Source organism: Cellulophaga algicola DSM 14237 (assembly GCF_000186265.1).
Taxonomy (GTDB): Bacteria; Bacteroidota; Bacteroidia; order Flavobacteriales; family Flavobacteriaceae; genus Cellulophaga; species Cellulophaga algicola.
Genome location: NC_014934.1, coordinates 3,628,437 through 3,653,203, shown reverse-complemented (window position 1 = coordinate 3,653,203; position 24,767 = coordinate 3,628,437). Strand labels below are relative to the sequence as shown.

Annotated in this window: 19 protein-coding genes; 9 read left to right on the top strand and 10 right to left on the bottom strand. The window is 33.6% G+C overall.

Features of this window, described 5'->3' with window-relative positions; genetic code table 11:
• Positions 1-124: 124 nt before the first annotated feature.
• The gene (locus CELAL_RS15910) at positions 125-1,540 is read right to left on the bottom strand and encodes a carbon starvation CstA family protein (protein ID WP_041557770.1); all 1,416 of its coding nucleotides are present in this window, start codon (positions 1,538-1,540) and stop codon (positions 125-127) included.
• A 433-nt stretch (positions 1,541-1,973) separates the two neighbouring features.
• Between CELAL_RS15910 and CELAL_RS15905 the strand changes: the two genes are divergently transcribed.
• The 5 genes from CELAL_RS15905 to CELAL_RS15885 all read left to right on the top strand — a co-directional run bounded on the left by CELAL_RS15905 (position 1,974) and on the right by CELAL_RS15885 (position 9,909).
• Positions 1,974-2,729, top strand: coding sequence for a hypothetical protein (locus CELAL_RS15905; protein ID WP_013551917.1), 756 nt, complete (start codon positions 1,974-1,976; stop codon positions 2,727-2,729).
• A 42-nt stretch (positions 2,730-2,771) separates the two neighbouring features.
• On the top strand, positions 2,772-7,763 hold the full coding sequence (locus tag CELAL_RS15900; protein WP_013551916.1) for a DUF4132 domain-containing protein: 4,992 nt from the start codon (positions 2,772-2,774) through the stop codon (positions 7,761-7,763).
• 171 nt (positions 7,764-7,934) lie between these two features.
• Positions 7,935-8,348: a hypothetical protein gene (locus tag CELAL_RS15895; RefSeq protein ID WP_013551915.1), complete on the top strand. Its 414-nt coding sequence runs from the start codon at positions 7,935-7,937 to the stop codon at positions 8,346-8,348.
• A gap of 65 nt (positions 8,349-8,413) precedes the next feature.
• Positions 8,414-9,145 carry an SIMPL domain-containing protein gene (locus CELAL_RS15890; RefSeq protein ID WP_013551914.1) on the top strand — a complete coding sequence of 244 codons (732 nt, stop codon included), beginning with the start codon at positions 8,414-8,416 and terminating at the stop codon, positions 9,143-9,145.
• A gap of 143 nt (positions 9,146-9,288) precedes the next feature.
• On the top strand, positions 9,289-9,909 hold the full coding sequence (locus CELAL_RS15885) for a hypothetical protein (protein WP_013551913.1): 621 nt from the start codon (positions 9,289-9,291) through the stop codon (positions 9,907-9,909).
• Positions 9,910-10,075: 166 nt separating this feature from the next.
• On the opposite strand, the gene CELAL_RS15880 is transcribed toward CELAL_RS15885, so the two are convergent.
• The 3 genes from CELAL_RS15880 to CELAL_RS15870 all read right to left on the bottom strand — a co-directional run bounded on the left by CELAL_RS15880 (position 10,076) and on the right by CELAL_RS15870 (position 11,985).
• Positions 10,076-10,885: a hypothetical protein gene (locus CELAL_RS15880; RefSeq protein ID WP_013551911.1), complete on the bottom strand. Its 810-nt coding sequence runs from the start codon at positions 10,883-10,885 to the stop codon at positions 10,076-10,078.
• Between the two features lie 58 nt (positions 10,886-10,943).
• Complete coding sequence (locus tag CELAL_RS15875; RefSeq protein WP_013551910.1) at positions 10,944-11,399, bottom strand: hypothetical protein; 456 nt, start codon at positions 11,397-11,399, stop codon at positions 10,944-10,946.
• A gap of 163 nt (positions 11,400-11,562) precedes the next feature.
• Entirely contained in the window at positions 11,563-11,985 is a 423-nt protein-coding gene (locus CELAL_RS15870; protein WP_013551909.1) for a hypothetical protein, read from the bottom strand.
• Between the two features lie 847 nt (positions 11,986-12,832).
• Between CELAL_RS15870 and CELAL_RS15865 the strand changes: the two genes are divergently transcribed.
• The 4 genes from CELAL_RS15865 to CELAL_RS15850 all read left to right on the top strand — a co-directional run bounded on the left by CELAL_RS15865 (position 12,833) and on the right by CELAL_RS15850 (position 15,372).
• Positions 12,833-13,243: a hypothetical protein gene (locus CELAL_RS15865; RefSeq protein WP_013551908.1), complete on the top strand. Its 411-nt coding sequence runs from the start codon at positions 12,833-12,835 to the stop codon at positions 13,241-13,243.
• A gap of 11 nt (positions 13,244-13,254) precedes the next feature.
• Complete coding sequence (locus CELAL_RS15860) at positions 13,255-13,707, top strand: DUF3806 domain-containing protein (RefSeq protein ID WP_013551907.1); 453 nt, start codon at positions 13,255-13,257, stop codon at positions 13,705-13,707.
• A gap of 169 nt (positions 13,708-13,876) precedes the next feature.
• Positions 13,877-14,644, top strand: a complete 768-nt coding sequence (locus CELAL_RS15855; protein ID WP_013551906.1) for a DUF2314 domain-containing protein — start codon at positions 13,877-13,879, stop codon at positions 14,642-14,644.
• Positions 14,645-14,652: 8 nt separating this feature from the next.
• Positions 14,653-15,372: a DUF6882 domain-containing protein gene (locus CELAL_RS15850; protein WP_013551905.1), complete on the top strand. Its 720-nt coding sequence runs from the start codon at positions 14,653-14,655 to the stop codon at positions 15,370-15,372.
• Positions 15,373-15,476: 104 nt separating this feature from the next.
• Here the strand turns inward: CELAL_RS15850 and CELAL_RS15845 are convergent, their stop codons facing one another.
• The 6 genes from CELAL_RS15845 to CELAL_RS15820 all read right to left on the bottom strand — a co-directional run bounded on the left by CELAL_RS15845 (position 15,477) and on the right by CELAL_RS15820 (position 24,712).
• Positions 15,477-17,393: an OmpA family protein gene (locus CELAL_RS15845; RefSeq protein WP_013551904.1), complete on the bottom strand. Its 1,917-nt coding sequence runs from the start codon at positions 17,391-17,393 to the stop codon at positions 15,477-15,479.
• Positions 17,394-17,403: 10 nt separating this feature from the next.
• Positions 17,404-18,324, bottom strand: a complete 921-nt coding sequence (locus CELAL_RS15840) for a PorP/SprF family type IX secretion system membrane protein (protein ID WP_013551903.1) — start codon at positions 18,322-18,324, stop codon at positions 17,404-17,406.
• Between the two features lie 57 nt (positions 18,325-18,381).
• Positions 18,382-21,405: a gliding motility-associated C-terminal domain-containing protein gene (locus tag CELAL_RS15835; RefSeq protein WP_013551902.1), complete on the bottom strand. Its 3,024-nt coding sequence runs from the start codon at positions 21,403-21,405 to the stop codon at positions 18,382-18,384.
• Between the two features lie 443 nt (positions 21,406-21,848).
• Positions 21,849-22,331, bottom strand: a complete 483-nt coding sequence (locus CELAL_RS15830) for a CAP domain-containing protein (RefSeq protein WP_041557769.1) — start codon at positions 22,329-22,331, stop codon at positions 21,849-21,851.
• A gap of 346 nt (positions 22,332-22,677) precedes the next feature.
• Entirely contained in the window at positions 22,678-23,697 is a 1,020-nt protein-coding gene (locus CELAL_RS15825; protein WP_013551900.1) for a transporter family protein, read from the bottom strand.
• A complete protein-coding gene (locus tag CELAL_RS15820; RefSeq protein WP_041558231.1) occupies positions 23,675-24,712 on the bottom strand; it encodes a cytochrome-c peroxidase in 1,038 nt (345 codons plus the stop codon). The genes CELAL_RS15825 and CELAL_RS15820 overlap by 23 nt, the downstream gene beginning before the upstream one ends.
• Positions 24,713-24,767 lie beyond the last annotated feature (55 nt).

Below are 24,767 nucleotides of genomic sequence, written 5' to 3'. Positions count from 1 at the left end.
ATCACGGAATTCCGTGAGGAGAACTAGTTAAAATAAGGTTTGATACTACTGCCGTCTCCTATAAATTTACACGCACATATAAATGCAATATTGAGGGCGATTGGTTTACATATAACCTGAAAGTCTATTGCGCTTCTTGTTTTTTTCTTTTATTCATGATGATAAAAAATAAAGCGGTCAAGGAACATGTAAGTAGTAAACCTGTCCAGTTAGAAATAGTTGGACTCATATTAAAACCAATAGTTGGATCATAAAATAGGTATGAAAATATGACCGACGTAATAAAAAATGCAGGTACTAAAGCAATGATGTACTGTTTCTTATTTTCGTATAGATATACCGTTCCGATCCATAAAGCGATAGCAGCAGTCACTTGGTTAGACCACGAGAAATAACGCCACAGCAACTGAAAGTCCATATTGGTAAGAATAAAAGAAATAGCAAATAACGGGATGGCTACAGCAAACCTATTGCGCAACACTTTTTGATCTATGTTTAAGTAATCTGCAATGATCATGCGTGCTGCTCTAAAAGAAGTATCTCCTGAAGTAATAGGCAATACAATAACCCCAATGATAGCCACCGTACCTCCAACAGTTCCTAATAATATAATAGCAATTTTATTAACTACAGCAGCAGGACCACCTTCTGCCAAAAGCGCACTTAGTTCTTCTGTATCTAATAAACTCATAGAAGCAGCAGCCCAAATCATAGCAATAAAAGCTTCCAGAATCATCATCCCATAAAACACTTTTCTACCGTCTTTCTCATTGTCTATTGTACGTGAAATAATAGGCGATTGTGTAGCATGAAAACCAGATAAAGCACCACAAGAGATGGTTAAAAAGATTACCGGGTAATACGGTATTTTTTTAGGGTGTAAATTTTCCAGCGTTAATTCTGGTAGCGGATTCCCATAGATGAACATCCCAATACAAATCCCGACAGCACTTAGAATTAATAAAACGCCTAGAACAGGATATATTTTTCCTATAATTTTATCTATAGGCAATACCGTAGCAACAATATAGTAAATGAAAATACATAGAATGATGATTTTTAAATAATCTGTATCACCTAGTAAGGCATTGATCATTTCGGCAGGTGCCGTAACAAAAACAGTCCCCACCAATACTAAAAGTAATAGCGTGAATAAGTTCACCACATGGCTAAAGGCTTTGCCTAAAAACCGCGATGCCATAGCAGGTAAATGTGCTCCTCCATAACGTATGGAAATCATTCCTGTAAGATAATCATGAACTCCCCCAGCAAAGATAGACCCAAAAACAATCCATAAAAAAGCCGAAGGTCCGTACAATGCCCCTAAGATTGGCCCAAATATGGGTCCGACTCCCGCAATATTTAAAATCTGAATAAAAGAGTTTTTGTTACTATTCATAGGAACAAAATCTACCCCATCTTGTAAGGTATGTGCCGGTGTTGTTTTATTGGGATCAGATTTAAAAGTTTTGTCTACGAATTTACCATAGGTGAAATAGCCTAGTATCAATAGAATAAAAGCCGTTATAAATGTGATCATGTCGTGTGTTGTTGGTCTATTAAAAATAGCATGCAAAGAGCGTTATAATTTTAATAGTATTCATCAAAATTTAGTCAGGGTACTAAAATAACCCTTGCCTTACATATGGCGCGCTAATTTACAAAAGTTTCCGTTTCTAATTGGATAAGTATTGAAGTGATTTGAAATGTATGTATAGACGATGGCTTTAAGAGAACATAGTACTTGCCGCGGACTTTAATTCTAGTTTTTTACGACAGTTTAAAAAATATGGATTATAGATAAATCAACTATAAAAATTTCTTGAATACTACTAGGTTATCAACTTCTTCAGTTTTCATTAAAAAACAAAATATCCCTTTATTCAGGGATATAGAAACAAGGCATTCCTTTTAAATTGCAAAAGAATTTAGGCGGGAATAAAATAAGATAAAACAGAATCTGTTTATAACATATGCACACACCAAACCACGTAAGAATTAAAAACCTTAGCTATCTTCTAGTCATCCTATTCGTAGGTATTGCTCCTCTTCGTGCGCAGCTAAAAACCACGCCACAAGACTCCCTCCTATTTGAGCAAAACAATTTAAAAATAACCACCACAAAGGCAAGCTATCAAGATGCTGTTATCTATGACACTAAAATAGATAGTCTCAACTTTTCTACGAATAACATAAACGAGCCTTCGGAATGTAAAGCATTCTTTGCTTCCTACTACCATCCGCTTTCTTTAGTGGGACCTTATTACAGTTATGAATATGGTGAGGCTACCCAAGAAGCTTGTGGCCCTATGAGTAATTCACTGGGAGTAACCACACTAAATTTAAACACCTTACAGTCCGTTACTTTGCTAGATATTTTCACAGAAGCATCACTCCTTAAAGCCTTAAAAAAAGATCCTTGGCTTAATGAATTAGCGCAACTAAATACTATTCCTATTACCAAAATTAAGGACTTTAGCGCTTTTATGTACTTTTTAAGTGAAACTGCTTCTATGCAGTTTTCTACACAGAGTTTTACCGTATTAGCCTATAATGCTACTAAAAATGAAGCAAAAGTGCACTGGGTAGCTCAGGAATATATGGGTTATGACCATAACAGACATTTTCAATTAGAACTTATTTTACACCCCAAAGAGGATCTAAAAGATACATTTAAAAAACAATTAAATTTTACACTAGGAGCCTATAAAAATGGACTCTCGAAATAGAAACAAGCACATTAAAATACATCAACAAAGAATACTATCGTTATGATTCCATTTGAAAAAGCACAAGCGTATATTAAAAAGCATGAAAAAGTAGCTTTAAAAAAAGAAGATTTTAATCAGTTTTCATCACCTTATAAAATTTTCGGTTTATTATTATCGGGTTTAAGTGATGAAAGGCGGCGTCAAGTAAATATAGATCCGTTTACAGAAGCATTTGAGAATGCAATCACAGTAAACCCTTGGACTACAAAAGAAGGAATGAGCTTGGGTGTATTTTTATTTGGCGAAATACAAGCTCCTTATTTAGCAGTGCTATGGAGTATGTTTGATAGTTTACCCTACCAAAACGGATACAATAGAAGGGCTTTTAGAGCAAAAGTAAACGCGCAACATTTATATAATAAAATTAACTACTTCAGGAGATTTTTAGCCTCTAACCGCACAGGTTATGGAGCATTAACATTAGAAGAACAATTTCAGTACAGCACCTATTTTGACAACAAACACAGTTACTTTTTTGGTGCTGTTTTACAATATAAAAGTGAATTGGTTATTACTGTTGTAAAAGACATTCTACAAGCTGAAGATGAAATTGGAGGAGTAAGTAGAGACATCATTAAAGGATTATTACTTACACAAAAAGAAGAATGTTGGGTATTAGTATCTCAATTGTTATTGGCTGCTCAACGTCAAGAAGGCTTACGGCAAACAATATTAGAATCTTTAGATGAAACGAGTCACGGAGCCTTAAAACATATCATCGGGGTTATTTTGGAGCATGATTTAACACGATTTAGCAGTGTGGTAAGAGCTGTAGATACATGGTTTGGTTTTGGTTGGGACGCTCCTAAAAAAGCCACAATTAAAAGAATATTAGAACTAAGTAAATCGCATATCCTAAATTTAAAGGATATAGACAAGTTATTAAAAAGCAAGGACAACTTAGAAGTTTATGTTGGCCTTTGGGCTATAGGTTTGGTAGATATTGATGTGGCGAACAGTAAAGCACTAGAGCTAGTATACACTACAGATAAGTTAGATAAAAAATTACTAGGCTTATACTTTGTAAGTCAAACCGGTCGTACCAACAGTACTATAACCGACTATTTTAAAAAAGAATTTGGAAAAAACCCTGCAGTAGATTATTGGATGATGATTAATTTGCCAGAAATAGACATCGATGAAAATCTGTTTTTAAGCATCCAAAACGTTGCCGAAGCACTTCCTAAAGACGGAAAAGTGTATGAAGGCAACGTATTTTCATGGCATACATTTACGGTACAATCAAATTTTTTCTACAACTTTATTATAAACAATGCAACAGAAGATCTTTTGCATTTACTAGGCAAACAATTAGATAAACTACCTTCAGAAGTTAGAGAAACTTATATGAGAAAAGTATTCCCTAATCACTACACCTATTCATTTGGTAGCAACTATGGAAATACTAAACCAACTCAACTACTGTTGTCTGAAGATGCTTGGCGTAGAACATTAGCACATCAAGCTATTAGAGATAGAAATGAGTCTGTTATGGCTACAGGGATACACGTTTTTTATCATATGCCTTTGTATCAAGAAGATTTTAATATTGTAGAAGAGTTATTAGGCCGTAAAAATAAAAGCCTGCGTGCTGCTATGATAAAACTGTTAATTATACAACCAGAAGACACCGTAAAAACAAGCACTCAAAATTTAATAGTGGCAAAAAATGTTGATCAGCGTTTGGCTGCTTTAGAAATGCTTACGCTTTTAGATGAAAAAAAACAATATCCCGAGTTTATAAAAGAACAGGTAAGTAGCTATAAAGAACGTCCTAAACACACCAAAAACGAAAGTGTATTTTTAGAAAAATTTTCTAAAACAAAAATAGGATATTCCTTTAGTAATGGTTTTGGAGCGGTGAACTATTCCAACCTATCACCTTTATACACCCCGCAACTAAAGTTTGATGATAAAAAAAGCTTTTTTAATAAATTGGGGATTACCACGGCTAATTTTAAGTTTAGAGATTTTATAGACGAGCCTAAAATAGTTACTGCCGTCAATAATTTAATAGCGCTAGTACACGAGCATAGAAATCATGAATATCAATTTGAAGCCTATGATGGGGAAACCAGTACCACATTAATCGCCAACGGTATTCAAGAAATTAAAAGAATTAAAGAAGAGGTCAATCCCGAAGTGCATTTACAAAACATTCCTCTAGCTTCGGTTTGGATACAATGGTATGAGGAGAGTAATCTTAATGATTTTGAACTGTACTCGGCCATTCGCTACATCAATAGAATTAGTGCTCCCTATGGTAATTATGAAACTTTAGAAGAATTTACCAAACAATATGTGCCCGACTTAACGCAAATAAAATTAGCGGTACCAGAACGTAGCTATTACAGTACAGGATCTAGATATACTAAAATTTTAAAACGCTTATTTAATGCCTATGCAGATAGGGCTGCTGTACTTAGCTTTAAACTAGACCTGTGGGAAGAAACCATTGCCAATTTCCCTGAAGAGCTCAAAACAAGCAAGTTCTCCTACGGCAAGAGGTACGGGCATGACAACTACCATTGGATCGATGTTATTGATGGCTTGGTATGTGTAATAAATGTAGAAGAGTTAAAGCAATTTGCTAATGAAGCGCAGCTAAAGAAATATTGGGATATAAAAATGTTTTTAGTGGCCCAATATATTGGATACCCAAAACCAATTACCACGATAAGTGCTGCAACAGAAAAACGAAATACCAATAGAGGGCTTGTATTTCCCTTTATAGACATCTCTTTACTACTCTTTCAAAAGAATTTAATTACTGAAGACGATCTACTTTTTCAAGCACTAAACTCCTCCGAGTTAATGGCTATCTTAGATGATGCTCAAAACTATAGAAAACGTAACGGAAGTTTAAATGTTAACTTGATACCAAACGCTATTTTTAACGAGCTAAAAACAAATATTCTTGCTGTAGAATTAGAACGTGGAGATTTAGCGACAGAGGCGTCAGCGTATATTTCTAACATCCATAAAGTAGAAGGCATAGCCTATGTTTTTAAAGTACTACAACGTATGGGCAAAGATACTTTTGAACGTGGCTACAGCTATTATGGTGACACTAAAAAATCTAAGTTCAGTGCTATACTAAAAATGAGTATCCCTAATGAAATAGAAAATTATTCAGATTTTGTTGCCCTTGCAGATGACGCTAACATTCCTAAAAAGCGCTTGGTAGAACTGGCATGCTACGCTACACAATGGGCAGGTTTTGTGGGGGAATATCTTGGTTTAGAAAAATTAGAGGATGCCGTATGGTGGTTTCAAGCGCACGCATCTGATTATATGAGCAGCGAAAAAGAAACTATAATTTCTAGGTATTCTAACATTCCAAAGTCCGACTTTGCAATGGGTGCCATAGATATAGATTGGTTTAATAAGGTGTATAAAAGTATTGGAAAAACTAATTGGAAAATTTTACATGATGCTGCCAAATATATTACGGATGGTAATGGGCACAGACAAGTAAAACTATATTCTAGTGTAATGTTAGGCGAAGTAAAAATAACGGAAACCTTAAAGAAAATTACAGAGAAAAGAGATAAAGATTATGTGCGTACTTTAGGTTTAATCCCCCTAAGTAAAACCATCCCAGAAAAAGATTTATTAAAGCGTTACAATCTATTGCAACAGTTTTTAAAAGAGAGCAAGCAGTTTGGAGCGCAGCGCCAAGAAAGCGAGAAAAATGCGGTAGAAATTGCCTTAGATAACTTATCTAGAAATGCAGGTTTTCAGGATCGTGTACGTTTTAGTTGGGCTATGGAAAGTAAAGCTACCATCGCTATTATGGAAAATGCCGTGCTTACTTTCGATGATGCGGTAATAGAATTGGTCATTACAGATCAAGGAAAAACAGATCTTCTAGTCACCAAAGGCGATAAAAAACAAAAATCTATTCCTGCTAAGTATAAAAAAGACAAGCAAGTATTGGCTTTAAAAGAAGGCAAATCTTATTTGTCTAAACAATACAGCAGAACCCGTTTATCCCTAGAAAATGCTATGGTAAACGAAGATGAGTTTACGGCAGCAGAGATTCATAAAATAATGCAACACCCTATTGTAAAGGTGATGCTGAGCAAATTGGTGCTGTTTTCTCCTGAAAGACAAATTTCTGGCTTTTATACAGAAGGTATTTTAACAGATACTGAAGGTACCAAGCATAGTTTACAAGAAACTGATGTTTTGGTTATAGCGCACCCATCACACTTATACAATGCTGTACAGTGGGATCTGTACCAGAAATACCTCTTTGCAGAGCGTTTAGTGCAACCTTTTAAGCAAGTCTTTAGAGAATTGTATTTGGTAACTAAGGATGAAATAGAACTTGGTTCTAAGTCAGAACGCTATCAAGGACATCAGATTCAGCCACAAAAAACGGTAGCCTTGTTACGTAGCCGTGGTTGGACGGTTAGTAATGAAGACGGATTGCAAAAAGTGTATCATAAACTCGGTTTTATGGCAACAATGTATGCTATGGCAGACTGGTATTCTCCTGCAGATATTGAGGCACCAACACTAGAACATATAAGTTTTCACTCATTAGACACGTACAAACCAATTCCGCTAAAAGAGGTGCCTTCGGTAGTTTTTAGTGAGATAATGAGAGATATAGATCTTGTGGTAAGTGTTGCTCACGTTGGTGGTGTAGACCCAGAAGCAAGTCATAGCACGCTACAAATGCGCGCTGCTTTAGCCTCTGAATCGGCTCAGCTATTTAAGCTTAAAAATATTACGGTAAAAGAACGCCATATACTCGTAAGAGGTACCTTGGGCGAGTACAGCATACATTTAGGAAGCGGACAGGTTAGTAAAAACGGCTTGTCATTATCCATACTTCCCGTGCATAGTCAGCATAGAGGGCGTATGTTTTTACCTTTCGTAGACGACGATCCAAAATCAGCAGAAATCATTTCAAAAATGAAACTCTTATCCGAAGATAATAAAATTCAAGATCCAACTATTTTAGCACAGATAAATAGCTAATGTTTAAATAATACCAAATAAATTTTAAAATTATTGATGATAAATTAGATGTTTATTTGGTATAACAAGGGCGTTACCTCGCTTAGGCGAGGTCGGGCTTTTGTTGCAAGTCCTCGTGCTATCGCACTGTGGGCTTTCCACGACAATCCCTAACGCAAAAAAAACATACAAATGGAACTCACATTACAACTTAAAAGACTTGGTAAAAAAAAGGTAAAAGAAGTCCCTTTAACACTCCTAGAAACACCAAAAAATCTGGAAGATTTATTAATTGCTTGTGTAAAAAAACAAGTAGAAGCCTTTAATAAAAAAAGGCTAGAAGTTAATGTGGTCGGTTTTTTGAGCCCCGCAGAAATACAAAACCAAGCCGAAAGCGGGAAGGTAGATTTTGGAGATTTAGCCAATAAAGATCTAGCCGTAGTACAAGAAGCTATAGACAATGTTATACTCGCTTTTAAAGATGGTTTATTTGTTGTTTTTGTAGATGGAGATGAAGTTACCCATTTAGAAGCTCCTTTAAAGCTAACAGATGAAAGTGTTGTTGCTTTTATACGCATGACCTTTTTAGTAGGGTCTTATTGGTAGCAACAAGGTCTAAACAATTAAAAAATAAATAATAATAATAATAATAATAATAATAATCACATACTATGAAACAATATACAAGTGCTTTAATTTTTGGAATAGCCATCGTTGTGGCTTCAATTTTCTTAGGAAAAGCCTATACAGACAGAGCCAAAGTAGATGGTAAAATTCAAGTTACCGGATTAGGGAAAACAGATTTTTCCTCAGACCTTATTGTTTGGGAAGGTAGTTTTAATGCAGAAGATGAAGATCTTAAACAAGCCTATGTAAACTTGGAGCAAAACAAAGCGACTATAAATAGTTATTTAAAAAAAATGGGAATTAAAACCGAAGAGCTGATCTATAGTGCGGTGAAAACAAATCAAAAAACAAAAAATTTGTACAACGCTAATGGTGAATATGCTGGAGAAGAGTTTGTAGGGTATACACTAACACAAGCGGTACAAATAGAATCTAATGAAGTTGATAAGATTGAAAAAGTATCTAGAGAAATTACCGAATTATTAAACCAAGGCGTTCAGTTTTATTCAGAAGCTCCTAGATACTATTACACAAAACTTGCAGACCTAAAGATTGAGATGATTTCTAAAGCTACAGAAGACGCAAGAGTACGAGCAGAAAACATAGCTGAATTTTCTGGAGGAGATTTAAGCAATCTAGAATCTGCTAAAATGGGAATTTTTCAAATCACAGGTCAAAACTCTGGAGAAGATTATTCTTGGGGAGGAACTTTTAATACAAGTTCAAGAGAAAAAACAGCTTCAATTACTATGAAATTGGTATACAAAGTAGACTAATATAATGCCTACCCGTCAAATAGATAACGGGAATAGCATAGGCCATATTCCGTTTTATATTATTTTTTAAAATAGCGGAATACCGTGATAAAAAGCGATGCAGGCACCCTTAAATTTGTTATAAACAATAAAATAAATAAAAAATGAGTACTACAATTTCAGGAAGCAAAAATACCAACGAAGAAATTGAAAAAATTGTAAAACAGACAGAAAGTGGTCAGCATAAAATATACCCTATCCTAAAACCAGGAGACTGGGTAGGCCTTAAAGCAGGAGCTATCAAATCTACTTTAATTGGCGATGAAGACAGCCCTAAAGTTGTAGTAGGCTTCGGGTATGATACTCCTGATAATTTTATTTTCTTAACCCATAAGCATTTAGAAACCCTGGATGCTAATAAAGTTTTAGAAGAAGCTTTTCAAAACTTAGAAGACTATGTTACTGAGTTTAAATTTTCAGAAGCCTTAGAAAATAAAGTATTAACCTCTAGCGGACTGGATTTTTCTAGCGAAAGAATTTTATCTCCGAACCACATGCTAAAAGCGCATCAAATGCTAAACTCAGAGGAGTTGCTTGTAACTATTCCTAGAAGAACATGTATGATGGTCATCTCTAGAGATGCAGGCGAAAAATTATTAAGCTCTTTTGTGCATTTACATCAAAACGCTTGGGAAGATGATAGTTATGGGAATGCTCCAATAGCAAATATGCTCTTTGTTATAAAAGAGGGGAGTATTGTAGGTACCATCCCTTTAGACAAGTGAAAAATAAAATTATCTAAAAATAAAGTTACCGCTAGGATGCTTAGTCATAGCTAGCGGTAACATTAAGTAGTATCACAGCTAAAAAGTTTCTGTTGCTTTAACCACACTATCTTCATATCGCTGATTAATTGAAGCTAGCTTTACCCTGTTAAAAAATTGTAAGCTTTTAATCCCAATTTCTTTTTTGGTATTCATCTATCCACTCTTTAGAAAATTTTGAATATAAATTGTTCAAGAGTTCTTTGTTAGCTTCTGTTTGCTGAAAATCTTTATAAAAACTACCCAATAACCAAACGTCATCATTTTTTAAAGCACTATCATTCAAATTACGTAATTTGTCTTTGGATGTTTTATCCGTAGCTAAGAGCAATAAAACCAATGAGCCTGCGGTAACAAAATTGCTCTCAAAATAAAAAGATATACCTTCCTTTATCCTGGTTATTAAAATAGCATTGTCTAGGAACGGTAAAAACCGGTCTTTCTTTTTACGTAAATTAGGATATGCGGTGTAGGTACTACAAAGGTTTAAAAACTTTAAAATCGCTATATAATCTTCATAAATTACATCATATACAGCATCAGAATTTTCGTTGTTTTTTATACCAAAAAGTAAATACATTTTTGTACCGCTTAAAAAAGTATTCTCTAAGTCGTTATCGGCTATATTATGCGCAACAGCTTTTAAAAATAATGAAAAATGTTTTTCTGAAGGTTTATCTATAATGCCTAATTTAAGTCTGTAGTAAAATGCAGAAAAAATATCTTCATCTAAAATTTTAAGCATTTTTGTATTCATTACTTTATCAATCTCGTAATGATAAGATGGATAAAATTGACCTTGAAAATCATTTTCACGAGCCTCCTTTTCACTCGCAATAAAATGGGTTATAAGACCAACCTTATCTTTTTTAATCGCTACAGCAAAGTTTAAATTACGGTATAAAGCTTCTTGCTTTTGTAGTAAATTGTTTTCCATGATATACGGTAATTTAAATTTCACTTTACCTATTTTTCAAATTAATGGTGTTCCTTATTTAAATAGTATCTATCAAACAGCTTTTTAAAGCTTTATTAGCGAGTCTTTTTACTTTGGCTTCTTGTGTATCAAAAGGAGCTATGTTAGTTAAAGAAACCCCTAATTCCTCCTCTAATTTTTCTTTGGAAATTTCTAAAGCTCTTTTTACAATTAAAGGGTAAACATCGTTAGTATACCAGTTTTTTAGCGTGTTTTTATATGCTGTAACATCATAATCATAAAATGTATTTTTAGTACCTATTTCATACTTTTTATCTTCTAAAATAAAAAAATAAGTCAAATTTATAGCAATAGTTGTATTGGCACCTTCCTTATCGTCTGGCCAGTCATAGATTAAAAAATGAGCATCATCAATACTAATTTTAGGTGTAATTTTCTTGGTAACTTCTATTTTGTGCGTTATTTCAAAGCCTCCACCTTTACAGATTCCATCTACTGTCTTTGTATAATCCATTCTATTTTTTTTAAGAACTAATGTAGGGTTGTATATCTATATTTTTAATTTTCTTTTATAAGTGCTACGCATCGTTTTGTATGTGCTATTAAGCTTTTAAAAACAAAGAGAAATGCTCCTTTAACGGTTTATCTATAAGGCTTCTTACTTTTGTAGTAAATTACTATGCATTTTTTATAATGGTATTTAATTTCAATTTAGTTTTGGTAAGGTCTCCCCCATCTGGATGAAAAATATAAATACTTTTACTATCATGTGCATCTAAAAATAGGAGATTGCCATTGTCATGCCCTATAACCTTACTTGCTGCAAGCATTAACATCGAAAATTGATTTCCTTTTTGATCCATCGTATTAGGACCTAAAAATTCTTTTATTGTTTTCACATACCCTTTTAATGCATATACGTTACTTACCACCAACCCATCTATAGTAATTTTAGCGCTAAGTTCTTCTGCGGTATACAAGGTAAATTCTTGATCATCTACTGTAATACTTCTAGTCTTTTCTGCAATAAATGCTATATAATTTTTATTAAATAAAAGAGGTAACTCTTCTAAGCTTTCTACTATTAAATTTTCTAACATGAATGTAAATTTTATCTTTATTAAATAGTCTCTATGGTATACCTTTTCAAAGCTTCATTTGTCCATCTTTTTACATTAGTTTCTTGCGTATCAAAAGGAATTACTTCCGAAAGCGAAAGACCCAACACATCTTCTTTTTTTTCTTTAGAAATTTCTAACGCTCTTTTTACTAGTAAGGGATAAATATCAGAGATATATTCATCATAATTATTTATGTGATACGCCTTAACATTATAATCCTAAAAATTATGTGCAGTACCTATTTCATATTTTTTATCCTCTAAAGTATGCTTCTAACAGGAATACTTGTGCTGGCACCTTCCTCATCATCTGGCTAGTCATAGACAAAAAAAACGTTCTCAATTCTAATTTTTGGATGTATTTTTTTCTGTTACTTCTATTTTATATGTTCATTCAAAGGCTGCATATGTAGCTATCTCCTCTCCCATTTTTGTATAGTCCATGTTTATTTTTTTTAGTTTAGCAACACCAATATAAAAGTGCTTTACACAAAAAGAGAGCCTTCTTTACAAATGCTACCATCTGTTTTATATTCGCGCTTTTCACACTAAAGTCAAAATTTTTAAACTAAATTCTAGTCGTATAGAAAAGCTTAACAACGTAACTATTATATTCTTTAATACGATAACTATACCCTTTCCTATAAATTAATTCGAGCTTTATTAAAAGTAAACAACAGCTAAACCCTAGTTTTTGGTATAGTTCAAAATTAGTATTAAGCGGATTTAAAACAAAAAACAACGTTTATAAAACCGTTTATAAATATATTAGTATTTCATATAATTTTAGAGTCTCAACATAAATAAGAATTAAAAAATAAATCAATATGGGACTTAAAGAGAAAAAAATTACAAAGCAATTTCAAGACGAACAATTTCCTGCCTTAAAAGAACAACTAATTAAAGCTGCAGGTTTTGACGCACCCTTAGAAATAGAATGGGATACTTTATTTGAAAACCGTTTTATGCATTTATATATGGAGACCTATCCTAAAATTTATTTTCAACCGCTTATAGAGGCATTTACTGCAATTACAGCAGATGACATGGGGAAAGAAGCCTTAAAAGAAGGACTTAAAAAGATTGTTATTGTGAACAGAGATAACCACCACAATCCTAAAAATGCGTTTACGTTTGTAGATGGTATTTTAGAAATAAACCACTGTCCGGTTAGTAATGCACCTGATGTAGACAGTAGAACAAATGTACTTATAGATTTGTTAGAGAATAATTTATAAAATTAGGCCGGATGACGACTCTTAGAGACTTAACGGAAGATGAATATAATGTTATAGCATTATATTCAGATTTAGCCTATTCTATTTGTAAAAAATATGTGCCGGAATTTGAAGGCACATTTACCGCTACTTTACTATCACAAGTTTTTGCACTTTGGTTAGCAGATGAAACTGCATATATAGAAGATAGTGATAGCTTTAACTCTAGCACTTTAGAAAGGCCAAATAAAAAAATGATTGAACTTGCGTTAGGTAGCGCTTATGGTGAGGTTTTAAATACTGAGTTTAAATCAGATTGGAAGCATATTACCGATGAGTATGGACAAGAGATCTGCATACGTCATGAAAATCCTGAATATACGACCTTCCCATATACTATTGTACAAAAAAGAATTGTGTCTCAAGAGACTGTCTTTTTTGAACCTATTATGGCTACCATGAAATATAATATTTCTAAAAATTAAATGCTATGTTCATAGCATGATAAGGATTAAATAAAGCCTTGTAAAAACAACTACAAGGCTTTTTTTAAAACAAATATATCTTCTAATTAATCTATATCTTTTTTATACCAAAACTATCTTTTAAAAGTTTAGTATACCTAACAATTCGACTACTTTAAAAAAAAATCTAATGGACGATAACAAAGAAAAAAAGCAAACTATTTTTTATATCGAGCAAAATAAAAAAATGAGAGAGGCAAATTTAAAGGCTCAAGAGACTTTTAATTTTTTTTGGAGAGAACTGTATTGGGAAGCTAGAAGAATTGTTCCTGCTCATGATTTTGCTATGATTAAAGTAGCGTTCACACAACAATTTGCAGAAAAAAAAGAACCTACTGTAGAACACATGTGGGTTAACAATCTAAATTTTGATGGAGCCTATATCACCGGAGAATTAGTAAATGAACCACACCAACTCACTAATGTTTCAAAAGGAGATCTTGTTACGAAAAAAATTAATGAAATAGGAGATTGGATGCTGTCTATTCAAGAAAAAACCTATGGAGGTTTTACCATCCATGCCATGCGTTCTGAAATGGATGCTTTAGAGCGAGAGAAACACGATAATGCCTGGGGTTTAAATTTTGGAGATTTTGATGATATTCTTCTTGTTTACCAACAAAAAGAGCATCCTGAAAATTTAATTGAGCACCCTATGAGTAAAAATATGGGAGATAACTTACGCAGCTTTATCAAAGAAAATCCTAATGAATTAACAGTACAGGATGAAAACGGGCTTAGTCTATTGCATAGGGAAGCAATAGCCGGAAATGTGACTACGATTGAAATTTTATTAGAATTAGGAGCAGATAAAAACATAAAATCTAAAACCAATAAAACAGCGCTAGATTATGCTCAGGAACTAAACTGGCAACTCATTGAAAAGATCTTAAATTAAAAGTAGTTATGGAACAGCATAAAAACGACGAAGAAAATAACCTTACTAAATTTGATACTCGTACCAAACCAGAGTGGAATTCTTTGGAAGAAGCTTTTGAATCACATGCCGGATTATCTTTTGAAAAACAACTAATTTTTGGAGATCTAATTGGTTCAGAGGCATGGCAATTAGATTTAGGAAGGGGAAGTATTGTTTTTGGTGAATTAGAATTTCCTATTCAGGTAATAGGGTCTCTTTCATTTAACACTAGCTCTTGGATGTGGGGTTGGGCGAATACCCAAAGTGGAATTCCCGAAAAATTACTAGTGCAATCTAAGCAACTGCAAGAACTCGGAACATTAAAAAATATTGAGGAATTAATTGAAGGTCACTTTAATGTAGAAGAGCATTTTGAGCATAAAATAGGCATGCTCGCCTGCGGCATATTTGCTTCTAAAAGCTATTATTGTGCTAATTATGGTCAAGGAACACTGGTGGTGACCATTGATGATGAAAGAATTCCTGAAATTGATGTCGCTAAAATTGAAAAAGTATTAACCTGTTTTCCGCAGTTGATAAGAGGAATAACGGTACATCATAAAAATGCTTTTGCAAATTATATCATAGATCGAGGTTTTAAATTACACAATTCAGAAAATAAAATTGAAGGTTTAAAAAACAAGAAAATATTAAGTGCAGAATTTGATACTTCAGATAGATTAATTTCTTTAAATGGTAATCTATAATTGAACTCAATGTTTTAAAGAATACGCACAATAGCATTTTTAAAAGGAATAAAAAAAAGCATCATTTACATGATGCTTTTTTTGTGTCTCTGTACAAAATTTTTCTATTTTGAAATAATAATAAAATCAGACCTTCGGTTAATTAAATGTTTCTGCTCTGAGCAACTTACACCATTGCTACATTCATTCTTTAATTGATATTCGCCATACCCATTAGCGCTTTCTATTCTATTGGCGACAATTCCTTTTAAGATCAAATAGTCTCGAGTGGCTTTCGCCCTATTATCAGATAGCTTTAAGTTATAAGCATCCTTGCCTCTAGCATCTGTATGCGATTCTATTTTTATTTTTATAGCAGGAAATTCTCTTAAAACAAACAATACTTTCTCTAGTTCTATTTCTGCTCTAACTGTAATATCATATTTATCATAATCAAAATAAATAGGTTCTACTTTAATTTTTTCGACCCCATTATCTTTTACGATTAAACTCTCAAAAGGAGTTAAATACACTTTATTATTCATGGATGGAGCTTTTGGGTTTTCACCTGTAGTAACTGTAACAGACTTTTTTGAATACTTTTTCTTAGAAAACACCAGTTTATTGGTTTTATTACATGGTAAGATAAAGTTATAGTACCCTTCCATATCTGTTTTAGTGGCTAAAACTAGACCTTCTTCTGAATCATATATTTCTACTGTAGCTTCATATAAGGGTTCTCCTGTTTTTTCATCAAACACGGTTCCAGAATATTCTAAACAATCTGTAGGTTGTATTCCTTCGTAATAATAAATATCATCGTCTCCTACGCCTCCACTTCGGTTAGAAGCTAGGTATCCATTGTTGGAGGCAACTTCTCTTATGTATGAGAAATCATCCATATTACTATTTATAGGCTCCCCCCTATTCAATGGTAACGAAAATTCATCGCCAGATAATAGCGCTGAGGCAAAAACATCTAAGCCCCCTAGTCCATAATGACCATCTGATGAAAAGTACAAGATATCATGTACTACATAAGGAAACATTTCACGGCCTCTCGTATTAATCGTCGGCCCTAAATTAACAGGCTCCATACCGGCATCTCCTGAAGCATTTAGAGCTACCCTATAAATATCCGATTCTCCATAACCACCTGGCATATTAGAGGTAAAATACATATAATTACCATCTGCAGTTAGTGCAGGGTGTCCGCAAGAATATTCTTTACTATTAAAGCTTAAAGAGGTAATATTAACGAGCTGATTATCTACAATACTTCCTTTTAATATTTGCATATTAGAGAGGCCATCTGCATTTGCGCTTAATTTATTTTTCTCGATAAAATTCCGTGTAAAATATACGGTCTTAGCATCCCATGATAAAGCAATGGTTGCATCATGAAAATCGGACTCCATATTTTCAAGAAACTTTTCAGGAGTATAATCGGTCTGCTTTGGATTGGTAATATACAGGTCTAAATATGGCTGCTTGTTCCAAGGATAAAGCGTGCTAGATTTAAGTGTATCTCTGGCAGAGGCAAACACTAATCCATTGGTATACAAATAAGGAGCAAAATCAGATTTTTTGCTATTAAAAGGCACATTCTGAATAGTATAATTGGGTTTTTCTTTAGAAATACTATCTAGATACGCTTTTTGAGCCAAAATCATTTTCAGCTTTGCGGGTTTGGTATAGTACTCTTTAAGTAGCTCATCTGCGGCTTCTATTTCTAAATCTGCTTTAAGGCATTGTACCAATTTTATGAGGTTACCTTCTTCTATTCTTTTACCTTGAATTACATAGAGTCTGCTGTACCATATTTTAGCATTGTGATAATCGTTTATATTAAAATAGCTATCTGCCAATTGCTGAATAATATGCATGGATGGCTTTTTTTTATCGTCAGCTAGATCCTCATATAATTTGATGGCAGCATCAAATTTAAATTCTCTAAAATGATCATCTGCTCTTTCTTCTTTACTTTGCGCGAAAACAATAGTAGAAGAAAATATAATAAATAGTATAATTATGTTTTTCATAGTATTGTTTTTAAAAGAATCTTGGGGATAATGCTCTCTTGTTTCTATCAAAAATGTTATATTTTAATATAATTTCATGAGAACCATCGTTATAGTTATTTAAATCTGTTAGCGTATAATCATATGCATAACCAATGAAGAATTTTTCCGATAAATTAAAACCAGCTAACGCACTTACGGCATCATCATACCTATAAGCAAGACCTAAACTTAGTTTTTCATCTATCAAAAAATTACCGGATACATCTACGGTTAGTGGGGCTGCAGAAACGTATTTTGTTAGAACCGTTGGCTTAAACTTTAAGCGTTCCGAAAGATCAAAAACATAGCCTCCCATTAGATAATATTGACTTTTTCTATTGGTTACCAGCTCACTGTCATCAAATATCTGCGAGTTTAATATATTCTGCGTAGATAAACCTGTATACCAATTTGTACCGTAGAAAAAAGCTCCAAAACCAAGAATTGGTCGTGTTGAACTCAAGTTTTCTTGAAATAATGGATCTTGTTGGTTGTTATAAATTCCTTTAGTATAATCTATATTTAAAAGGTTTACGCCTGCGTTTATACCTAAAGATAATTTAGTGTAATACCCTGTACGTATTTCGTAGGCAAAATTACCGTTAATCTCTATGGCATTGGCTGCACCTAAATTATCATTGGTAGCACTTAAACCTAATCCTATCTTCTCTTTTAATTTTCCATGTATTGAAAAAGACTGGTTTTCTGGAGCTCCGTCTATACCTAACCATTGTGACCGGTGCAATAAAAGAGCCTCTATTTTAGAACTGGTCCCTGTATAACCAGAGTTTAAGACCATTGTATTATACATATACTGTGTATATTGGGGAGGTTGCTGCGCACAAAGCATGTATACAGGAACTATGAGACAAAATAGTAAGAGTTTTATAGGTAGTTGAAATGCGTCCATAAGTATAGGTTTTGGTAAGAATTGAGTTTTAGATTTCATTAGAAAAAACAGTATAAATTATCTGGCTAATTGCAACCATCCCATTAAGTTTTTATCTAATTCTGGTATATTTATCACATAATAATACGTGCCAGAAGGCAGTACATCTCCGGGATTAAGAACTCCAGAAACACTTGCAATTCCATCCCAATTATTTTGATAGTTTACGGTTTCGAAAACCAAATTTCCGTTACGATTATAAATTTGAACCCGTGATGAATAATTTAAAATTCCTTTCACTTCAAAATAGTCGTTAAATCCATCATTATTGGGCGTAAACTCATTATAAACCAACAAGCCAAATTCTTCCCCTAACACTTCTCCACAAGAAATTGTAGCAATATCTTGAGAAACACTAGCGGTACAACCTAATTGGTTTTCATAGCTAACGCTCAAGGAGGTGCTTTGCAAATCATCCCATAAAATAGTGATAGCATTATCTGTATTTGAACCGCCTTCAGAAATTGTTCCTCCTGTAACGGTCCACACATAATTTTGAAAATTATCTTCTGTAGTGTAGGTATACATACGGTCTATACAAACAGCTTCTGCTTCACCAGAAATAGTGGCCTCCTCATTCTCTAAAAAGGTAACGGTTAGCGCTAATCTTTCTGTACTTTCACAGCCATTTTCTATGGCAGCAGCATAATAAGTGCCGGCTACAAGCGGATTGGATGGATCCAAAGCAGTACCTCCTGTTTCAGTCGCGTAAAAAACAACATCAGTTTCGTTTACTTGTAGGTCTGCAATTGTTGCTAAGCTACCTGCACAAAACTGTTGATTAACAGCAGTTGTTGTTGGTGCAGGAACTGTAGTAATTGCAACCGTAATTTGAACCCTTGGTAAAACGGAATTAGGAATATTTAAAATTCCAGCAAAATAGACAGCACCATCTACTAAGGGGGTGTTTAAATCTACGGCAACCTCTAAATCTAAATCGTCAAAAAGTGATAAATTAGTAGCTAAAACAATAGCTGCCAAAGTAGGATTATCAGACGCACAAAATTCTTGTAAAATTGTATCAACCACAATCTCTGGTAAATTTATAAGCACATCTCCTGAATTGGTACAAACACCACCTTCAATAAAAATGTCAAGAACATTATCTAAATCTAGTGCTAAATCTGCACCATCTAAAGCAATATTAAAGTTTAAGTCTGCATCTAATACTCCAATATAAATGGTATCATTAACTAAAACATTAACTACATCCCCTACATTAACATCTCCTGTTACAGCTCCTGAAATAGTTGTAGTAGGATCTCCATTGAAAAATTCAAAAATTTCATCTAGAAGAATTATACCTGAGTCTACATCTAAATTAACAGCTGCAGTAGTATTAGAATCTACAATAACCACCTCTACTTCTTTTAAATCTCCTGCTGCATTTTCACAACCTGCACTAGCCTCTTTTAAACCTACATAATACGTATACGGACTGTTTAATTCGTCTAATCCAACAATATTTAAAGTCCCATCTTCGGAATTAATTGAATAGGTAATGTCTCCATCTACCATACCATCAGTAATTTCTGTTACTTTATTCTCATCTAAATACCATATATACGCACCATCAATTTCACTATAGGGCTTTAATACAACATCATTTGAGGAACATAAAGGAAACATATTACCATTAACTCCTATATCTCCTGCTGTAGGAATAGGAACCACATTTACAGGAACTTCTACTCTAGGAGATTCTGTTAAACAGCCTGGTGTTGCTGCTGAAACGTAATAGGTTTGGTCCGCATTTAAAATTGGAGTAGTAAACGGATCTCCTGAACTTAAAGTCGCTAACAAATTTCCATCAGTAGCTGCATCATACCAACGCAACTCAGAGGTAGCATCCTGAGTAGTAGCCACTAAGCTAACAGATGTACCTTCACAAATTGAAACATCTGTTGATGACGAATCTAGTATAGGAACTCCAGGTGCTAAAAAGACATTAAAAATATTCATACTTTGCACCAAAGACACATTTAATAAAGAAGATAAACCAATAGTAACTTTATCTATACTTTCTCCTGGATTGAAACTAAATGTAGTAGCATTACCACTTTGTAAAAGGCCTAAAACATCAGCACTTAATAGTGATGTTAAACTTTCTGAATATTCTTCATTTGCACCATTTACTCCTTTTACAATAATATTATCTGCGATTCCTACTTGTAATAAAGAAGGGTCTATGGCCATTGTTATATACATCTGATCTGTAGGGTTAGACGGTGTATCAAAATAAAACGTTTGTGCTACAGCTCCTGCAACAGCAATAATACCTAAACTTAATTCTGAAGCGGTATTAGGATCATTATCAATAGCAAATTCTGGATTGGTTACCCCTGCACCTCCTATATTTAATAAATCTAGCGTTAAACCGCTCCCATTAAAAGAAGTAAAGGATGGGGTACCACAATCTTGAGTCCCATCACCATGAAAAACACCAAATACATCTAAATTTTTAGTTGTATTCGCTCCAATTATTGAGCCTATGTTATTGGTTAAACGAATAGCATCGTAAGGTGTATTTGGCGTAACAGCTATGTAGTAATTACCTGCCTCATCCATAATTACGCGCATTGATTCTGTTGAAAAATCATTAGAATTATTTGAGCTTCCTTGTAAGACTGTAGTAGTACCATTCTTTGCTTCTACAATAAATTCTTGATTGCCTAAAAGAACAGTACCGCCAATATTTGCTAGCAAATTGCCTAAATTACCTCCTAATAAAAAAGGTAGTAATTCATCCTCAGAATCAATTTTTACATAACTAGTCGTATTCGCTAAAACAGGATTTAGATAGTGTAATTCCAAATTACCAGAATATGCTCCTAATCCTAAGGCAAGTCCAGAACTCGCCCTTACAATTGCATTTGTACTTAAATCCTGATCAATACTATTCCCTGAATCAGTGACATAATTTTCATTTGTAACCGTTCTCGCAAAAGTCCTGTTTTGTGAAAAAAGAGTGCCAAATGACAGAAAAAAGATAATTAGAAGCCCGTATGTAGGATTTTTACCTAAAAGTAGAGATATAGCCATATTAAAAGTTTTAAATTAAACCTGTAAGTTTTAGACTACAATTATAATATATTGAAAGAATTTTAACACAAAAAATTTAATTTATTCGATAAAAAGTTATGTCGTTTGTTGTAAAATGATAATATTATGTGGTGAAAACTAAAAAGGGAGGTATTAAGGCTTGGCTATCAGCTATTTGTTGCAAACAATTAGAGGAGAAGAATAAGCTGTAGGCAATGAGTTCTTTTCAATACATATGTAGCAATCCCAATTCATAGCATGCAGTTAGCTAATAACAGTTGACAATGTATAGGAAAAAATATAAAGTAACCAGTTGTAAGTGTCTCGTTAGCAATGACTAATTAGTAGAAATCAGTTAAAAGAGCGTAGTGATGAGTTTGTAGTGCTTAATTGAAAGTAACGTTGGTAATCAGGAATTAAAAAAAGAGTTAAGTACAAATCTCTTATTTGTAAAACAATTCTGTAAAGTAAAGAACACCATTAGCATCTTCTTTAACGCTAATTGCAGTATAGGTAAAATCTCCTTCCATTACTTTTTTATGTGTAGCACTATTAATCCAAGCATTGACAACACCTCTTGCTGTTGTAAAATCTTTACCTACATTTTCAGAAACAAAATCGGCATCTGCTTTAACCGTTAGATCTGTAGACCTACTAATAAAGTTATCGTGGCTAATTACACCTTGCTCAATCATATACTCATTGTGTGACGCTGCAAAATCATAAGCAACATCTCCAAAAATAACTACCTCTAATCCTTGAGAAACTCTATATTCATTTACAAGATCTAAAACCTCTTCTTCTATAGTAGAAATAGAAACCTTTTCATAAATAGCTACTTCTTCTTCTTGTGTTGCAGTTGAACAAGATGTTAATGTCATTAATAAAGAAAGAAAAGCAATTGATAAAAATTTGATTCGTAACATAATTAAAATATTTCTGTAGGTTAATTCCACTACAAAGAAACATCCTATTTCTGTATTTGTAAGTGCAAAACACACGAATGGAGCGCTATAGTCGTTGAGCTGCAACAAACTGTATTCCAATAGAATACACAAATTTTTACAGGTAATTCACCGCCATTAAACGACCGTTGAACTACTAAAATACCATTCACCGAATGCTAGGTGTTGTTCACCGTTTGTCGGTGTAATTTTAGAATCGGTAAGGGTATTAAAATTAACGATAAACTGATTAAATAGTAAAAAGGCCACCTATTTTAGCCGTGCTCTATAGGTGACCTTTTAAAATGAATAGAAGTCTAATCGTAGGTTAAAAATTGACATTTAAATAAATAGACAACCTATTTTTCAACTCAACCTTATTGTTATTTAGATTTTGCGTAATGGGTAACATAGACACTACGCCCAAAGCATATCTACTATAAGAAGCTTCTAAACTAACTTTTCCCATAAATAGATCTCCTTTGGTATTGGCCACATCGGCCCCGTATTCTTTATTGGTTTCAAAAACTTCACCCGCAATACCAAGAATGGGTGTCATTGAAAAATTATTAGCTATATAGTAGGTTTTAAAAGCATTTAGCGCATAGTTAAACTGATTCCCGAATTGATACTGCTTAGGATTTTCGGTTTTCATAGCATAATTAACCAAGGTACTAATTCCCCAATTTCTATAATTAAAACCGTAATTAGCCGCCACAACATAATCCCAACTACCAGTACCCAATTGAAAACTTGGGTTTACGCTATCTTCATTATTTTCTTTGTCAAACGCTCCTGTAGGCATTTTAATCCCTCCTCCAATTTGTACATAATGCTCTGGTTTAATGGATACGATACTGTCTGATTTTACTTTTAGCAGGTTATACATAGCAAGTATACTCGCATCGCCTAAACCACTAATATTTTGAGAAGTACCGTCTATAAAATTTCTACTATGAAACTGATAAGGAACTATAACATTAACTACGGTCCGTTTTGATACCGGAAAATTTCCCCACAACTGCATGGTGTTAAAATTTTCATCTACCCAAGGAGAATCATTAAAAATTCCGTCTCTAGAACGGTATTGCTGTCCTATATATCTTACCCCTATAAAATTAGTATTTAATCCGGTTCCATACCCCATACTTCCGCCGCTACTGCCGCAACCACAAGTATCACAAAAATCATATACATAATCCAGACCATGAAAATGACCTAAACAAGGCAATGGGTTTGGTGTTACTACTGGAAGCCTATCCTTCGCAAAAGTTGTCGAAAAATTTAGTGCTACTAGTAAAATAAAAAAAAGTATTCTGTTTAATTTAAAATTCTGCAAATCGTTCATCAGCTATATATTCTTCATCTGTTAATGTATTCAAGAAAGCAACTAAAGCTGCTTTATCTGCGCTAGATAATGAAATTCCTAAAACTCCATTATCTTGTAATGCGCTATCTAAGGTGGGACTAGTTATTATGCCATCAGTATAAAAATCTAATACGGCTTCTAGGCTACCAAATCTACCATCATGCATATATGGCTCTGTTAATGCTACATTTCGTAAACTAGGCACCTTAAATTTGTATTTATCGGCTTCTAAACCTGTTACTAAATAACGCCCTAGGTCATCTAATTTTGAATTTGGAGCTAAGCCATTATTTCTAAAAGATTTATCGGTAAATAAATCTGTAGCATGGCAGGTAGCACAATTGGTTTCAAAAATCGCTAAGCCTTGAAGCTCTTCCGATGTTAAAGTAATACCATCTTCGTTCCTAACATATTTATCATATTTAGAATTTGAAGATACCATCATCACCATAAACTGAGATAGGGCCTTTAAAAAATTTTCCATGTTTACTTCTCCATCGACAAATGCTTCCGAAAACAATTTCTGGTATTCACTATTGGCCGCTAGTTTAGCAAGAACGTTTGTTATAGATTCATCCATCTCTACCTCATTAGTAATCGGAGCAATAGGAAACAGGTCTAAATGATTTATGGCACCGTCCCACATAAAATGCGTCATATAGGCCATATTTTGAATGGAAGGCGTATTTCTAGTTCCCTCCAAATCATCTGCGCCATGGCTAAATTGATGTCCATGATGTGTAAAAGCATCTTTCTGCTCATGACAAAAACCACAAGAAATAAATCCTACTCGTGATAAATCACCATCATAGAAAAGCTTTTTACCTAACTCAAATCCAATTTCTGTAGGAGGGTTAGCTTCCAAATCATAAGCCAGAGCAGGAAAATTACTGGGCTGTTCAAAAACCAGAGGCTCATTTACTCGTACATATTCAGTTTCATTTGAACAAGAAAGAATAAAAACCAAACTAAAAAAGATAAGTGTATTCTTCATCCGTAGGCTATTACTACCAGCAATACTAAAATGTATTGCTGGTAGTTTTATAGTA

Bases quoted from the DNA above. Each gene is read 5' to 3' on its own strand.
- CELAL_RS15890 (WP_013551914.1), top strand. From the start codon at position 8,414: ATGAAACAATATACAAGTGCTTTAATTTTTGGAATAGCCATCGTTGTG.
- CELAL_RS15820 (WP_041558231.1), bottom strand. From the start codon at position 24,712: ATGAAGAATACACTTATCTTTTTTAGTTTGGTTTTTATTCTTTCTTGT.
- CELAL_RS15880 (WP_013551911.1), bottom strand. From the start codon at position 10,885: ATGGAAAACAATTTACTACAAAAGCAAGAAGCTTTATACCGTAATTTA.
- CELAL_RS15850 (WP_013551905.1), top strand. From the start codon at position 14,653: ATGGAACAGCATAAAAACGACGAAGAAAATAACCTTACTAAATTTGAT.
- CELAL_RS15910 (WP_041557770.1), bottom strand. From the start codon at position 1,540: ATGATCACATTTATAACGGCTTTTATTCTATTGATACTAGGCTATTTC.
- CELAL_RS15860 (WP_013551907.1), top strand. From the start codon at position 13,255: ATGACGACTCTTAGAGACTTAACGGAAGATGAATATAATGTTATAGCA.
- CELAL_RS15855 (WP_013551906.1), top strand. From the start codon at position 13,877: ATGGACGATAACAAAGAAAAAAAGCAAACTATTTTTTATATCGAGCAA.
- CELAL_RS15830 (WP_041557769.1), bottom strand. From the start codon at position 22,331: ATGTTACGAATCAAATTTTTATCAATTGCTTTTCTTTCTTTATTAATG.
- CELAL_RS15875 (WP_013551910.1), bottom strand. From the start codon at position 11,399: ATGGATTATACAAAGACAGTAGATGGAATCTGTAAAGGTGGAGGCTTT.
- CELAL_RS15870 (WP_013551909.1), bottom strand. From the start codon at position 11,985: ATGTTAGAAAATTTAATAGTAGAAAGCTTAGAAGAGTTACCTCTTTTA.
- CELAL_RS15840 (WP_013551903.1), bottom strand. From the start codon at position 18,324: ATGGACGCATTTCAACTACCTATAAAACTCTTACTATTTTGTCTCATA.
- CELAL_RS15895 (WP_013551915.1), top strand. From the start codon at position 7,935: ATGGAACTCACATTACAACTTAAAAGACTTGGTAAAAAAAAGGTAAAA.
- CELAL_RS15905 (WP_013551917.1), top strand. From the start codon at position 1,974: ATGCACACACCAAACCACGTAAGAATTAAAAACCTTAGCTATCTTCTA.
- CELAL_RS15835 (WP_013551902.1), bottom strand. From the start codon at position 21,405: ATGGCTATATCTCTACTTTTAGGTAAAAATCCTACATACGGGCTTCTA.
- CELAL_RS15825 (WP_013551900.1), bottom strand. From the start codon at position 23,697: ATGAACGATTTGCAGAATTTTAAATTAAACAGAATACTTTTTTTTATT.
- CELAL_RS15865 (WP_013551908.1), top strand. From the start codon at position 12,833: ATGGGACTTAAAGAGAAAAAAATTACAAAGCAATTTCAAGACGAACAA.
- CELAL_RS15900 (WP_013551916.1), top strand. From the start codon at position 2,772: ATGATTCCATTTGAAAAAGCACAAGCGTATATTAAAAAGCATGAAAAA.
- CELAL_RS15845 (WP_013551904.1), bottom strand. From the start codon at position 17,393: ATGAAAAACATAATTATACTATTTATTATATTTTCTTCTACTATTGTT.
- CELAL_RS15885 (WP_013551913.1), top strand. From the start codon at position 9,289: ATGAGTACTACAATTTCAGGAAGCAAAAATACCAACGAAGAAATTGAA.